Raw genomic sequence first — 12,889 nt, 5'->3', positions numbered from 1 at the left:
GCGCCAGCGAATAAACAGTCTGCGTCCGTCTAAATCCATCACTGCGCCGGCGCGATCTGTTGCATTTTCTGCAGCAACGGAGCGTATTGCGCGTGGCCGACCGGGACGATTCCCGAGGCTTCCTGGGCATCAAGAAAGCCGCGCAAGCCTTGGTTATTCACCAGCATTGCGTCGCGGATCTTGGCCTTGATGTCGGCGCAGAGCGCGCCACGGAAGACGAACGGGTCGTAGTAGATGGGTTCCGAGCGCCACAACACGCTCAGGGTTTCGCGGCTGATCACGCCTCTGTTGAGGTATTCATCCACCCGGACACTGGACACAAAGGCGGCCTCGACCTTGCGGTCCAGCACTGCGTCCAGCGACTTGTCGTGTGAGCCGGAGTACACCACCGAGCTGAAAAACTGCGGCAGGGGCATGCCGATCCGCGCGGAGAACTCCGCGTTGGGGATGATGCTGCCCGAGGTACTGGCGGGGTCCGTGAGCGCCACCCGCTTGCCGCGCAGACCTTCGGTTTGCCGGGCAACGTCCTGGCGGGCCACGAGCAAGGCCTGATAATGCTGGCCGGCAGGGGTGAAGAAGCCTTTGGCGATGGTCAGGCTGGCGAACGGTTCGATGCGCGGATCACGTTGATACGCCAGGATGTAGGAAGCCGGCCCGAGCCAGGCCAGGTCCACCCCGCCCGATACGATGGCATCGACCACGCTTTCGTAAGAAGACGAGGGCACGATCTCCACCGGGATGCCCGTCGCCCGACGCAGGTGTTCTATCAGCGGTTGCTGCTCGCGGAGCAGCACCTCCATGCTTTTCTTAGGAATCACGGCGATGCGCAGGCTCTGCTGCGAACATTGGCCATACGCCGGCTCGATCAGCATCACGCTCGCCAGCAGAGCCGCCAGAATTTTCACTGCACGCATGCTTCGCCTACCAGGTTCATGAAGGGTGGGTACTCTTGCAACTGTGCGACGCTGAGGGGCCGGCTGAAATGGTAGCCCTGAACGATGTCACAGCCGGCCAGCTTCAGGCACACCACTTGCTCGCGGGTTTCCACGCCCTCGGCCACCACTTCAAGCCCCAGGCGCTTGGCCAGAATGATGGTGGAGGAGACGATCGGGTTGTCATCGGGGCTATTGGAGAGTGGGGCGATCAACGCGCGGTCGATCTTCAGTGTGTTCAACGGCAACAGTTGCAGGTGCGCGAAGCCTGCGTAGCCGCTGCCGAAATCATCGAGGCTGATGCGCACGCCCGCCAGGCGCAGGCGCTGGAGGTGCTCAACGGCCAGGCCTTCAGGGTCGAGCAGGGAGGTTTCGGTGATCTCCACCTCCAGAAACTGCGGGGCAATGCCCCGTATTGCCAGCTCACGCAAGAACCTGTCGCTGTAGTCCGCCTGATGCAGCTGGATCGCGGAAACATTGACGGCGACCTTCAGCGCCCGGCCCTCGGCGTGCCAGCGCATCAAGTCCTCGCAGCTCAGGCGCAACACTTCCCAGCCGAGGCCGACGATGAAACCGTTGCGCTCAGCCATCGAAATGAAGCGGTCCGGATACAGCAGCCCGAACTCTGGATGCTGCCACCGCACCAGCGCTTCATAACCCTCGACCTGCAGGGTGTCGAGCCTGATCTGCGGCTGATAGTGCAGAACGAACTGGTGATGGTTCAATGCCTGGCTGAAGGACTGTTCCAACATGAATTCCTCGACGTCGGCGACGTTCAGCGACGGGTCAAAGAAGCGGTACTGGCCGCGACCGGCGCGCTTGGCGGAGTACATCGCCGCGTCCGCGCCGCGAATGAGCTCTTCGACGTCCTGACCGTCCCGGGGGCAGATGCTGACGCCAACGCTGGGGCTGGTCATGACTTCATGGTCGTTGAGTGAGTAAACCGCCGACAACTTGTCGACCAGCGCCCGCGCCCAGCCATCGATCTGTTCTTCACTGCGCTCGCCTGCCAGCAGGATGACGAACTCGTCACCGCCGAACCTCGCGGCTTCATCGCCGGGTTCAAGCATGCGGGAGATGCGCCCCGCGACAGCCTGCAGCAGCATGTCGCCGACCTTGTGCCCCAGCGAGTCGTTGATGGATTTGAAGCGGTCCATGTCGATGAACAGGATGGCCAGCAATCGGCGCCTGCCGCGCTGTCTGGCGAGTACTTGCGTGGTCAGCTCCATGAACTGGCGTCGGTTGTGCAGGCCACTCAGGTGATCCGTCGCAGCGGCATGGCTGCTGCGCCGATGTTCGTCCTCAAGTCGGCTGATCAGTTGCTGATTGATGAGCTGGGCGTCTTCAAGGGCGGTGAACGCTTCCTGACGCTTGCGCAGCACCCGCAAGGTCCAGAACAGGGCGCCCAGAATCAGCACGGTCATGGACAGGTTCAGCCAGAATTGCTGTCGCGAGGCGAGCAGGGAGGACGCAAGGATTTCGTCCTCCGCCTGGCTCACGACAACGCTGAAACCCCGCTGTGGCACGCGCAGGTACAGGCTTTGAAAAAGGCCGGCCGGGGAATGTTGAGGCAGCATTCCCGCCACCGGGCCGTCACCCGGCAGCTCGGGCGTCATCGGTGCGCCGGAGAACACCACGCCGCTGCTGCTGATCCGCACGCGCTCTCGGCCGATGTTATCGATCAGCCGCATCATCCCGCTCTGGCCCAGATCGATGTGCTCGAACAGGGCCGCGAGGTAGCCGATGTCCAGTTGGATCAAGAGGACGTTATCCAGCCTGCCGGTGAACGGATCGGTAAGCGGCAAGAGGAATGGCAGACGCCAACTGGGCCCAAGGGGCGTTGTCTGTGGGCCGAGGGAAGAGGGTAGAAGCGCCTTGAAACCGTACCGGGCCGAGTGATCCTGCAACTGGGTGAGCCACAGAGAAGGTAATTGGGCGGGCTCATCGCTGTGGCTGGCAGAGATCAACTGGCCGTCGACGGCATACAGGCTCATGCGTTTGAAAACCGGGTCCTCAGCCAACATCCGCACCAGGCCTTGATGCTGCACGCCCAACGCCTGCATGTCGCTGCGGGCGACCCCGCCGATGGCCTGGGCCCTGTCGACCAACTGACGCAGGTTTTCGGCAGCGATGGTGGCCAGGTTCAAATGCTCGGCCGCCTTGGCTGCCAGCGCCTCCTCGCGAGACGAGGCTTTTTGCTGGAAATGCAGTCCCCACAGGAACAGCAAGGTCGCCGCGCAGAGCAATACCAATAGCGATTGAATGAAACGGAGCGAGGACAACGATCGAGGGATCACTGGGTGCTTCCGGCAGAAGATGGTGGCACTTTAATACCAGATTGTTGCCATCCCGTGACGGTTTCTTCCTGCGCACTTATGGACGGTCATGGCAACGCAGGTTTCGCCGCTAGAATGCGTAGGACAACCCTTTCGGACTTATCCCATGGCTTTCGACTGGCACAGCGATCCGCTTTCCCGAAACACCCCTGTGACTCAGGAGTACCGCAATACCCAGAACGTGCGGCGCTTCATGACCGGGCAGTGCGGACCGGCCTTTAAATTCGACCGCGACTTCATGGCCTGGATACGCAACGACACCCGCAAAACCCTGGGCGATGTGGCTGATGAATGGCAGCGCCGGCATGCCCATAAAGCCTGATGACAGAGGGGAACGCATGTTCACGTTATTTGGGGCCGAGAGATCCGGCTCGGCCGCCATCGAGATGGCACTCACGCTGTGCGGCGCCGAATACCGCCTGGTGCCCGCCAGTTCGTGGGAAGCGGGCGCCGGGCAGGACGAGTTGAAACGCTTGAATCCGTTGATGCAGGTGCCGACCCTGGTCATTCCCGGCGGTGGCGTGCTGACGGAGAGCGCGGCGATCCTCACCCATCTGGGCCTGGCATTTCCGCTGTCCGGCCTTTTGGCTCACGACGTTCTTGAACGTGCCCAACAACTCCGTGCGCTGGCGTACATCACCACCAACTGCTATGCCTCCATCGGCCTGATCGACTACCCGGAACGGTGGCTGCCTGACGCCGATCCCGATCAACTGGATCGCTTGGTGGCAGGCGCCCGGCGCAAATTGCACAGTCAGTGGGAGGTTTTCAGCGATGTGTTTGACAACCCGGTGACCTGGCACCCGCAGGCACCTGGCGCAGTTGAAATGCTTGCTGTCGTAGTCAGCCAGTGGAGCGGGACGCGGGATCATTTGCAGAGGGCTCGGCCCGGATTTCACTCGTCTTTAGAGACGGTTGACCGCCATCCCGTTGTCAGTGCGGTTCTGCAGCGGTACGGCTGGTGACTGGAAGATGAGTCATCACCCCCACTGACTGCGCCATTTCGCCGGGCTCGTGCCCAAACGGAGCCGGAAAGCGGTCGCCATATGGGCCTGGGAGCTGAAGCCGCAGGCAGGGGCGATCTCTGCCAGTCTCGCGTTTGAGTCGCGCATCAGGGCCCGTGCCTTGGCCAGGCGCCTGTCGATCAGGTAACTGTGCGGACTTTTGCCCGTGGTGTTCTTGAAGGCCCGAATGAAATACCCCTCGGACAACCCCAGCATATCCGCCATGGCGTGCACCCCCAGCGGCCCGTCGATGCCCGCGTCGATGAACTCATCCAGCCTGCGCATCCGGCTGCCGTTGATCGAGCCTTGCAGCGGCGTGTCGTGGGGGCTTCGGTCAGCGACCCGTTCAGCCAGCGCCAGCGCCCAACCCTCCCAGTCGTCCGCAGGCGAGGACTGCAGCAACGCGGCGCGCAGCTTCATCGCCAAAGGGATCGCCTGTGCATCGATGCGGTTGTTAAAGGCTTGGTCGCCCGTCAGCGCAAGCTCGTCCGTGCGCAGCAGCCGCAGGTATTCACCGCCCGTGGGTGACTCCGACAACACGTCGCAACCGGCGGGCACGAACGCGAGGCCGTTGGGCAGCGCGTCGAAAGGCTGCACCCGATCGCTGCCGATGGCGTGCAGCCCGCGCTGGCTTTCGAAGGCGAAACCAATCGCTGCCTGAGCCGCCACGTAACGAGTGGCGTAACCGGCGGCGGGGAGCAATTCAATCATCCACGGGCCTGCTTCGACACGGCGAACCGGTTCAGGCGGGGGCGGGCGAGGCGGGCGTGTTGTCGGGTTCATAGCATTGATACTAATGAAGTGGGCGGCAAAAAGTCAGGTCAGTTTTTTGAAAGCCGGCGCGGTGGGGCTCTGCCTAAACTGAGCCAAATTTTCGAGGATACGGCCATGCACGGACTGACACGCGAGGATATCGAACAGGCCGCTCGCCAGGTGTATGCGGTCATGCCGCCGACCGCTCAATATGCCTGGCCGTTACTGGCCGAGCGGCTGAACACCATGGTGTGGGTCAAACATGAAAACCACACGCCCACCGGCGCGTTCAAAGTGCGCGGTGGAATTACCTTCATGCACTGGCTCAAACGCACTTACCCGGCCGTCAAAGGCATCGTCACCGCGACGCGCGGCAATCATGGTCAGAGCCTGGCGCTGGCCGCCACGGCATCGGGCTTAAGTGCGTCGATCGTGGTGCCGGAAGGCAATTCGCCGGAAAAGAACAACGCCATGCGCGCCCTCGGCGGCACCGTGATCGAATGCGGCCGGGATTTCGACGAAGCCCGGGAAGAGGCTGCGCGGCTGGCGGACGTGCATGGGCACTATCTGGTCCCGCCTTTCCACATCGAGTTGCTCAAGGGCGTGGCCACGTATGCACTGGAGTTGTTCATGGCTGTGCCGGAGCTGGACACGGTTTACGTGCCGATCGGCTGCGGGTCGGGGATTTGCGGCGTTATTGCGGCCCGCGACGCGTTGGGCCTGCAGACAAAGGTGGTCGGCGTGGTGTCCACCGAAGCAGCGGCTGCCAAGTGGTCGTTCGAAGAAGGCACCCTTTTGCAGACCTCGTCGGCGAACACCTTTGCCGACGGCCTTGCCGTGCGCCAGCCCATTCCTGCCGCCTTCGCGATCTATCGAGCAGGTGCAGAGCGCATCGTTGCTGTCAGCGAGGAAGAAATCGCCGACGCCATGCGCGTCTATTACACCGACACCCACAACCTCGCGGAGGGTGCAGGCGCCGCTGCACTGGCGGCGCTCATCCAGGAACGCCAGGCCATGGCAGGGAAGAAGGTCGGGGTCATTCTGTCTGGCGGGAATGTGGACCGGTCAGTGTATGCGCGGGTGATAGGCTGAAGCGGCAAGCGGCAAGCGGCAAGCGGCGGCGGTTCAGCGGGGTAGTGGGTGGAAGATGTAAGCGTCGCTCGGTGAGTCAGCCAAGGGCACGGACTGGGTGTTGAGATACGCCCTCAACGCCGGGTCTTCTGCCTTGATCTGCCAGGCTTGAGCAGTTGGGCCGGCATTGATCTCAGCGGTTTCGCAGGCGGCGAGCAGTGTTTCGACCGAAGGCTGGTGAATCACCAGGCCGTTGCCTTTCCAGCCGGCGACGGTCAGACCAAGGCTTTCGCATACCGCCACCTTGCGCCGGGCATCCTCGCGGTCGGACTGGCGCGATTGCTGGACCAGCATCGCCAATCCCTGATCCGACGCCAGCAGGCTGCCCTGTTGCCAGGCTTCCGGCGGGCAGTCCTTGGCTTGGGGTTTCAGCTCAATGAAAGGACTGATCTCCATCGGGTAGATCCGGCACACCAGCGGACGTTCCAGGTAGACGGAACAAAGCCCGTTCTGCTGAAGGTTCGGGCACTCAGGCAGGGCATTCGCCGCCAGAATCACCGTTACCCGCAGGGTGCCCGAACCGCCGGTGACCGGCGCGGATCGCCCGGCGTTGTAGGCGTACTCGGGCGATCCGACCAGCCAGAGCGACTCATCGAACGCCTCAAGCAAAACCCCGACAGAATGGCCGCGTTTTAGCCAGGTCACTGCTTCACTCAGGGTCAAGGGGACGAAGCGGCCGCGGCAGCAGGCGCCGCAGCCGACGCACTCGAAGCGCACGTCGGGGTCTACGTTCGGAGGGTTGGCTGTTGAGGGAATCGTTGAGTCGTTGATGTTTAGGTCGCCTGCGCCGCTATTCGTTGAACGGGAATCATACGGCGGTTAGCTCAATCCGGTTAGTCCCGTGTGCGGCCCATCAGTGGGGCGAGCCATTCCCACTGACTGACGCGATGGATCAGCGCCCCGCGTTTTCCCCGGCCTCAACTCATCCAGTTGCCACCGTCGACGTTGTAGGTCTGGGCGACGACATAATCGCTCTCCGCTGACGCGAGAAAGATCGCCATGCCGGTCAGGTCCTCGGCGGTGCCCATGCGACCGTAGGGCACTTCTTCGCCGACGAGCCTTTTCTTCTCCCCCAGCGGCCGGTTCTCGTGTCTGGCAAACAGCGCGTCGACGCCGTCCCAATGCTCGCCATCAACCACGCCCGGTGCGATCGCATTGACGTTGATCCGGTGTTTGATCAGGTTCAACCCGGCGGACTGAGTCAGGCTGATGACCGCGGCCTTGGTCGCGCAGTAAACGCCCACCAGTGCCTCGCCGCGCCGCCCGGCCTGGCTCGCCATATTGATGATCTTGCCGCCATGACCCTGGGCGATCATCTGCTTCGCCGCCGCCTGGAGGGTGAACAACGTGCCGGACACATTGATGGAGAACAGGCGCTCGTAGCTCTCGCGGGTGATGTCCGTAATAGGCGCGAGATCAAACAGCGCGGCGTTGTTGATCAGGATATCCAGCTTACCGGTGGTGGCGATGACGGCCGCCATGGCAGCGTCAATGGACGATTGATCGGTGACATCCATCCTCACCGCGTAGGCACTGGCCCCCAGTTCGGTGGCCGTCTGGGTCGCGCGCTCCAGGTTGATGTCGGCGATGGCGACCGTCGCGCCCTCGCGAATGTAGGCTTCGGCGTAGGCCCGCCCGATACCTCGCGCCGAGCCGGTGATCAGCGCGCTTTTACCTTCGAGTCGTTTCATGGGAAGAGTCATCCGTCATGCGGTGAGATCCGGCCGACATCCGTCGGCGGTGGGTTTATTTCTTTGGGTAGCCAGCGCGCTTCATTTCCCGCTCCGTCGTCGACTGCGCGGCAGCCAGTGCCTGCTCGACGGAGGTCTGGCCGGTGAGTGCGGCGGAGAAGAGCTTGCCCACCGACGTGCCGATGGCCTGGAATTCCGGGATGGTCACGTACTGAATGCCAACATAGGGCACAGGCTTGGCCGACGGGTGCGTCGGATCGGCGTGCTTCATCATCTCCAGTGTCACTTTGGCGAACGGCGCAGCCTTGAGGTAGGCGTCGCTGTAGGTGGAGGTGCGGGTGCCGGGCGGCACGTTGGTGATGCCGTCTTTTTGCGCCACCAGCTGGATGTATTCCTTGGAGGTGGCCCAGGTGGTGAAGGCCTTGGCGGCGTCTTTGTGTTGGGAGGTTGCCGGGATTGCCAGAGACCAGGCGTACAGCCAGGACGAACCCTTGTCGGTCACTTCAACGGGTGCTGGCGCGAAGCCCACGCTGTCCACGACCCGGCTCTGTTCCTTGTCGGTGGTGAACGAGCCCGCCACGCTGGCATCGACCCAGATCGCGCATTTGCCGCTGTTGAACAGGGCGAGGGTTTCGTTGAAACCGTTACTGGAGACGCCGGGCGGCCCATAGTTTTTCAGCGTGTTGACGTAGAAATCGGCAGCGGCCTTCCACTCGGGGCTGGTCAGCTCGGGTCGCCATTGCTCGTCGAACCAGCGGGCGCCGAAGGCGTTGGCCATCGTTGTCAGCAAGGCCATGTTCTCGCCCCAGCCGGCCTTGCCTCGCAGGCACATGCCGTACTGACCCTGATCCGGGTGATGCAGTTTGGCGGCAAACGCCCCGAGTTGGGTCCAGGTCGGGTGCTCGGGCATGCTCAGCCCGGTTTGCTTGAACAGGTCGGTCCGGTAATAGGTCACCGTGCTCTCGCCGTAGAAGGGCAACGCATACAGCGTGTCGTTGACCGACAGGCCCTGGCGCACGGAGGGAATGATGTCGTCGAGGTCGTAGCTGGCGGGCAGGTCCTTCATCGGCTCCAACCAGTTTTTTGCGCCCCACAATGGCGTCTCGTAGGTGCCGATGGTCAACACATCGAACTGGCCGCCCTGGGTTGCGATGTCAGTCGTCAGCCGCTGGCGCAGGACGTTCTCTTCGAGCACCACCCAGTTGAGTTTAATGTCGGGGTGCTGCTCTTCGAACACCCTGGAGAGCCGCTGCATGCGGATCATGTCGTTGTTGTTGACGGTGGCGATGGTGATCGTCTCGGCAGCCTGACTGATGCCCGCCAGGGACAGGCCGGCAGCCAGCAGCAGCGCGTGATGGGTGATCTTCATGGTGATCTCCATTCCACGCCGGTGGCGCGGAATCGTTATTGTTGTTTTTAACCACTGCCATCCGAGTGACTCCGGGCAGTGGCAAGCCGATTACAGCAGCTTGCACGCCCTGCAACAAACGCGCTGAGGATGGGCCACTGATGCTTTTTTAACCGCGCAGCCCGGCCCTGCGCCCGGCTAAAAAAGTATCAGCGCGCAGCGACAGGCGAGGTGGAGCAGGGTGATGCAATGGGCGTATGGTGCGTCGATGCACGCGCCACCAACGACAAAAAAGGGGCAGACCATGCCTGAAAGCCGAACCGCCTTATTCGAGCAGTTGCCTGCCGAACTGGAGATCATCCTGCCGGCGCCCCAGCAGAGTTTTCGCTGGTACGAGCACGACTATCCCTATGCCCTCGCGCGCTGGAATCATCACCCTGAATACGAAATTCATCTGATCCGCAAAGGCAGCGGCAAACTGGTGGCGGGCGATTACATCGGCGCCTTCGGCCCCGGCCATGTGGCGCTCATTGGTCCCGATTTACCCCATGACTGGATGGGCGATCTGGCGCCGGGGGAGCACCTGCAAGGCCGTGACGTCGTACTTCAGTTCGACGGTGCCACCTTGCTGGCGCTGCGCGAGACGATGCCTGAGCTGGGTGAATTGCAGGGTTTGTTTGATCGTGCCCGCCGTGGGCTGGAATTCACCGGCGAGACCGCGCTGCGGGCCGCCGACCTGCTTGAACGCATAGGCTCGGCGAACGGATTACAGCGCTTGCTGCTGTTTCTTGAGCTGCTCCATACCCTGAGCGGAGCGTGTGACAGGGAAGCCCGGACGTTGGCGAGTTCGTGTTACGCACCGACCCTCGATGCGAAAAGCGCCGAGCGGGTCCACCGGGCATTCGACTACCTGCAGCGGGAGCTCACTGGCGATATCCGGCTCTCAGTGATTGCCGAGCGCCTGCACATGAGCGAGCCGGGGTTTTCACGATTCTTCAAGCGCGCCACCGGGCATGGGTTCATCGACCTGATGCGCAAGCTGCGCATCCAGCGGGCCTGCCGCTTGTTGCTGCAGACGCAAATGTCCATCGCCGATGTCTGCTTTGAAGTGGGCTACATCAACCTGTCGAACTTCAATCGACACTTCCGTCACGAGATGAAGCAGACGCCGTCGGACTATCGAAGCGGCACGGCGGCGACGTTGTTCAACTTGAATACGTCGAAGGCGTCTTAGTCGTTCTCTCCCTCGACCCTTACCGCGCGGCCATGAACCCAAGGCCACGCCCGACGGCGTACCCGGCGTGTAGGTTGTGTCAGTCAGCCTTGAACCATTTGGGATGCAACGCGGGAAAGTGTTCACGCAACCAGTCGGCAAAGGCATGCACCTGGGGCGCGAGGTGCGTCCGGCTGGGATAAAGCACTGACACCTTGCGCCGGGCCGGACGAAAAGGCTGCAGCACTTCGACCAGTTCGCCGCTGGCGAGAAACGCATCCACGGTGATGCCGGGCGCCTGAATGATGCCGAAGCCCGCCAGCCCGCAGTGAACATAGGCGTTGGACTCGTTGACCGTAATGGCTCCGCGGCTCGGGTAAGGCCGATCTTCGCCGCCGTCCTGGAAATACCAGGGCAGGGGCCGGTTGCTCTGTCCCGAGAGAAAATCGACGCCCTGATGCTGGGTCAGATCGCCGAGCGTTGTAGGTCTACCCCACGTGTCGAGGTAGGAAGGCGCCGCGCAGGTGACCATCTCCACGGTACCGATCTGCCGCGCGACCATGCTTGAATCGCGCAGCTCGCCAATCCTCAACACACAATCAACGCCCTCAGCCACCAGATCCACCGCCCGATCGGTGACGCCCACCACCAGTTCGATGGCGGGAAACGCGCCCGTGAATCCCTTCAGGCTTTCGATGAAACTGCGTTGGGAGAACGCCGTGGGGATGTCCACCCGAAGTCGCCCTTGCAGGGTGACGCCGCTGCGATCGAACATCGACGTGGTGTCCGAGATGTCGGCGAGGATGCCTTTGACCCGTTCGTAAAACTGCTCGCCTTCGGCCGTCAGCTTCACCGTGCGCGTGGTGCGTTGAAATAGGCGCACGCCGAGGGAAGCCTCCAGCGTCTGAATCGATCGGGTGATGTGCGGGCGGCCCAACTGAGTGGCTTCGGCCACTTTAGTGAAGCTGCCGAGCTCCGCCAGCCTCGCGAACACCTGCATCGACTGCAAAAGGTCCATCGGTTCGCTCCTTGGAAATCGCGATGACTGTTGCGCATCAGGATAACAATCCTGTGCGTGGCCGGGCATTTATCCATTCGCTCATAACAGAAACAATGCCCCCAGCACACTGACGGCCGACCCCGGCCTTCTGGTAAACACTTCAGCGGAGATACACCATGAAAGCCTGGCTTCTGAAAGATTTCGGCCTCGACCACCTGCAGCAGGGTGAAACCGCAACGCCAACCCCCAAGGCCGGCGAGCTGCTGGTCAAGGTGGGCGCGGTGTCCCTGAACTTCCGCGACAAAGCCATCGTTGACGGAATCTACGAACCGCACACGGTGCCCAAGCCCCTGATTCCGGTGAGCGACGCTGTCGGCACGGTGGTCGCCGTGGGCGAGGGCGTCAGCCGCTTTGCGGTGGGCGACCGGGTCAATTCGCACCTGTACTCGCGCTGGCTCGACGGCATGCCCGCCTCCGACGAACCCGACTACTGCTTCGGCTCGCCACTGCCCGGCGGGCTGGCGGAATTCATGATCATCCACGAAGACAGCGCGGTGCGTGCGCCGGATGACATGACCGACGAAGAGGCGTCGACGCTGCCTATTGCCGCGTTGACCGCCTGGTACTCGCTGGTGGATTACGGCCAGATCGAGCCTGGCCAGACGGTGTTGGTGCAAGGCACCGGCGGCGTGTCGATCTTCGCCGCACAGATCGCCATGGCACTGGGCGCCAAGGTGATCGTCACTTCCAGCCGCGACGACAATCTGGACGCCGTGATCAAGCTCGGCGCAATGGCGGGCGTGAACTACCGCAAGACCCCGGACTGGGCGGCAGAAGTGCTGAAACTCACCGACGGCAAAGGCGTGGACCTGCTGCTGGATGTGGCCGGCGGGGAGGGCGTCAACGCGTCCGTTCAGGCGACAAAAGTGGGTGGCAAGATTGCCCAGATCGGTTTCCTGACCGGGCAAACCACCGCGCTGAACCTGATGCCGCTGATCTTCCGTCAGACCACCCTTCGCGGGATTGCCGTGGCGCCACGCTCTTCGTTCGACCGCATGAATGCTTTCCTCGACACCCACCACATTCGTCCGGTCATCGACCATGTCTACCCGTTCGAGCAGGCCCGTGAGGCGTACGAACATCTGGCTCGGGGGCCGTTTGGCAAGGTGGTGATCAAGGTCAGCTGAGGGCGAGGACAACCAGTTGTTCGAACCGCTCATAGGCACTCATCAGCCGCCACTGGGCGCCCAGGTGCTGGTCGGATGATGTGTCGGATTTTGGGTGGTTGATGGCATTGCCGCGCATGATCGGGCCTCCCTTTCTAACCCTCGCTGGCAGCAGTAGACGGGCTCCTGTCCGATTGATACCGAAGACAGACACCCAACATAGGTATCAGGGGAAAGCTTTCAAGAGAAAACAGCCGGCTTTTCACGGGTCCGGACTGACGGACCGAAAACACAAACGCAGAGACAGGTTCATGG

13 protein-coding genes are annotated in these 12,889 nt (G+C 62.3%); 5 read left to right on the top strand and 8 right to left on the bottom strand.

Features of this window, described 5'->3' with window-relative positions:
• Nucleotides 1-38: 38 nt before the first annotated feature.
• Together AC3ISG_RS12715 and AC3ISG_RS12710 are read right to left on the bottom strand one after the other, a co-directional pair.
• Entirely contained in the window at nucleotides 39-914 is an 876-nt protein-coding gene (locus tag AC3ISG_RS12715; protein WP_489297071.1) for a phosphate/phosphite/phosphonate ABC transporter substrate-binding protein, read from the bottom strand.
• Nucleotides 902-3,229 carry a putative bifunctional diguanylate cyclase/phosphodiesterase gene (locus AC3ISG_RS12710; protein ID WP_489297070.1) on the bottom strand — a complete coding sequence of 776 codons (2,328 nt, stop codon included), beginning with the start codon at nucleotides 3,227-3,229 and terminating at the stop codon, nucleotides 902-904. Before AC3ISG_RS12710 ends, AC3ISG_RS12715 begins: the two co-directional genes overlap by 13 nt.
• 145 nt (nucleotides 3,230-3,374) lie before the next feature.
• On the opposite strand from AC3ISG_RS12710, the gene AC3ISG_RS12705 reads away from it, so the two are divergent.
• Entirely contained in the window at nucleotides 3,375-3,590 is a 216-nt protein-coding gene (locus AC3ISG_RS12705; protein ID WP_489297069.1) for a DUF6434 domain-containing protein, read from the top strand.
• Nucleotides 3,591-3,606: 16 nt separating this feature from the next.
• Nucleotides 3,607-4,233 carry a glutathione S-transferase family protein gene (locus tag AC3ISG_RS12700; RefSeq protein ID WP_489297068.1) on the top strand — a complete coding sequence of 209 codons (627 nt, stop codon included), beginning with the start codon at nucleotides 3,607-3,609 and terminating at the stop codon, nucleotides 4,231-4,233.
• 15 nt (nucleotides 4,234-4,248) lie between these two features.
• On the opposite strand, the gene AC3ISG_RS12695 is transcribed toward AC3ISG_RS12700, so the two are convergent.
• On the bottom strand, nucleotides 4,249-5,055 hold the full coding sequence (locus AC3ISG_RS12695) for a helix-turn-helix transcriptional regulator (protein ID WP_489297067.1): 807 nt from the start codon (nucleotides 5,053-5,055) through the stop codon (nucleotides 4,249-4,251).
• Nucleotides 5,056-5,160: 105 nt separating this feature from the next.
• Here AC3ISG_RS12695 and AC3ISG_RS12690 point away from each other — a divergent pair, with 105 nt between their 5' ends.
• Nucleotides 5,161-6,117, top strand: coding sequence for a threonine dehydratase (locus AC3ISG_RS12690; RefSeq protein WP_489297066.1), 957 nt, complete (start codon nucleotides 5,161-5,163; stop codon nucleotides 6,115-6,117).
• A 33-nt stretch (nucleotides 6,118-6,150) separates the two neighbouring features.
• Here the strand turns inward: AC3ISG_RS12690 and AC3ISG_RS12685 are convergent, their stop codons facing one another.
• The 3 genes from AC3ISG_RS12685 to AC3ISG_RS12675 all read right to left on the bottom strand — a co-directional run bounded on the left by AC3ISG_RS12685 (nucleotide 6,151) and on the right by AC3ISG_RS12675 (nucleotide 9,216).
• Nucleotides 6,151-6,873: a YkgJ family cysteine cluster protein gene (locus tag AC3ISG_RS12685; RefSeq protein ID WP_489297065.1), complete on the bottom strand. Its 723-nt coding sequence runs from the start codon at nucleotides 6,871-6,873 to the stop codon at nucleotides 6,151-6,153.
• A 200-nt stretch (nucleotides 6,874-7,073) separates the two neighbouring features.
• Nucleotides 7,074-7,847 (bottom strand): L-iditol 2-dehydrogenase, encoded by a 774-nt coding sequence (locus tag AC3ISG_RS12680; protein WP_489297064.1) that lies wholly within the window; start codon nucleotides 7,845-7,847, stop codon nucleotides 7,074-7,076.
• 55 nt (nucleotides 7,848-7,902) lie between these two features.
• The gene (locus AC3ISG_RS12675; protein WP_489297063.1) at nucleotides 7,903-9,216 is read right to left on the bottom strand and encodes an ABC transporter substrate-binding protein; all 1,314 of its coding nucleotides are present in this window, start codon (nucleotides 9,214-9,216) and stop codon (nucleotides 7,903-7,905) included.
• 283 nt (nucleotides 9,217-9,499) lie between these two features.
• Between AC3ISG_RS12675 and AC3ISG_RS12670 the strand changes: the two genes are divergently transcribed.
• Entirely contained in the window at nucleotides 9,500-10,429 is a 930-nt protein-coding gene (locus tag AC3ISG_RS12670; protein ID WP_489297062.1) for a cupin domain-containing protein, read from the top strand.
• A gap of 79 nt (nucleotides 10,430-10,508) precedes the next feature.
• Here the strand turns inward: AC3ISG_RS12670 and AC3ISG_RS12665 are convergent, their stop codons facing one another.
• Nucleotides 10,509-11,408, bottom strand: coding sequence for a LysR family transcriptional regulator (locus tag AC3ISG_RS12665; RefSeq protein WP_122537266.1), 900 nt, complete (start codon nucleotides 11,406-11,408; stop codon nucleotides 10,509-10,511).
• Nucleotides 11,409-11,584: 176 nt separating this feature from the next.
• Here AC3ISG_RS12665 and AC3ISG_RS12660 point away from each other — a divergent pair, with 176 nt between their 5' ends.
• Complete coding sequence (locus tag AC3ISG_RS12660; RefSeq protein WP_205483492.1) at nucleotides 11,585-12,595, top strand: zinc-dependent alcohol dehydrogenase family protein; 1,011 nt, start codon at nucleotides 11,585-11,587, stop codon at nucleotides 12,593-12,595.
• On the opposite strand, the gene AC3ISG_RS12655 is transcribed toward AC3ISG_RS12660, so the two are convergent.
• The gene (locus AC3ISG_RS12655) at nucleotides 12,588-12,713 is read right to left on the bottom strand and encodes a hypothetical protein (protein ID WP_277395275.1); all 126 of its coding nucleotides are present in this window, start codon (nucleotides 12,711-12,713) and stop codon (nucleotides 12,588-12,590) included. The two genes, AC3ISG_RS12660 and AC3ISG_RS12655, sit on opposite strands and share 8 nt — an antisense overlap.
• Nucleotides 12,714-12,889 lie beyond the last annotated feature (176 nt).

It is taken from the genome of Pseudomonas sp. GL_135 (assembly GCF_057834665.1).
Note: the sequence above shows the minus strand (reverse complement) of the source record. Positions and strands in the feature narration are given on the sequence as shown.

What these genes read in the sequence shown, in the direction of transcription:
- AC3ISG_RS12700 (WP_489297068.1), top strand. Translation starts at nt 3,607, where the DNA reads ATGTTCACGTTATTTGGGGCCGAGAGATCCGGCTCGGCCGCCATCGAG.
- AC3ISG_RS12675 (WP_489297063.1), bottom strand. Translation starts at nt 9,216, where the DNA reads ATGAAGATCACCCATCACGCGCTGCTGCTGGCTGCCGGCCTGTCCCTG.
- AC3ISG_RS12715 (WP_489297071.1), bottom strand. Translation starts at nt 914, where the DNA reads ATGCGTGCAGTGAAAATTCTGGCGGCTCTGCTGGCGAGCGTGATGCTG.
- AC3ISG_RS12690 (WP_489297066.1), top strand. Translation starts at nt 5,161, where the DNA reads ATGCACGGACTGACACGCGAGGATATCGAACAGGCCGCTCGCCAGGTG.
- AC3ISG_RS12705 (WP_489297069.1), top strand. Translation starts at nt 3,375, where the DNA reads ATGGCTTTCGACTGGCACAGCGATCCGCTTTCCCGAAACACCCCTGTG.
- AC3ISG_RS12655 (WP_277395275.1), bottom strand. Translation starts at nt 12,713, where the DNA reads ATGCGCGGCAATGCCATCAACCACCCAAAATCCGACACATCATCCGAC.
- AC3ISG_RS12670 (WP_489297062.1), top strand. Translation starts at nt 9,500, where the DNA reads ATGCCTGAAAGCCGAACCGCCTTATTCGAGCAGTTGCCTGCCGAACTG.
- AC3ISG_RS12680 (WP_489297064.1), bottom strand. Translation starts at nt 7,847, where the DNA reads ATGAAACGACTCGAAGGTAAAAGCGCGCTGATCACCGGCTCGGCGCGA.
- AC3ISG_RS12660 (WP_205483492.1), top strand. Translation starts at nt 11,585, where the DNA reads ATGAAAGCCTGGCTTCTGAAAGATTTCGGCCTCGACCACCTGCAGCAG.
- AC3ISG_RS12695 (WP_489297067.1), bottom strand. Translation starts at nt 5,055, where the DNA reads ATGAACCCGACAACACGCCCGCCTCGCCCGCCCCCGCCTGAACCGGTT.
- AC3ISG_RS12665 (WP_122537266.1), bottom strand. Translation starts at nt 11,408, where the DNA reads ATGCAGGTGTTCGCGAGGCTGGCGGAGCTCGGCAGCTTCACTAAAGTG.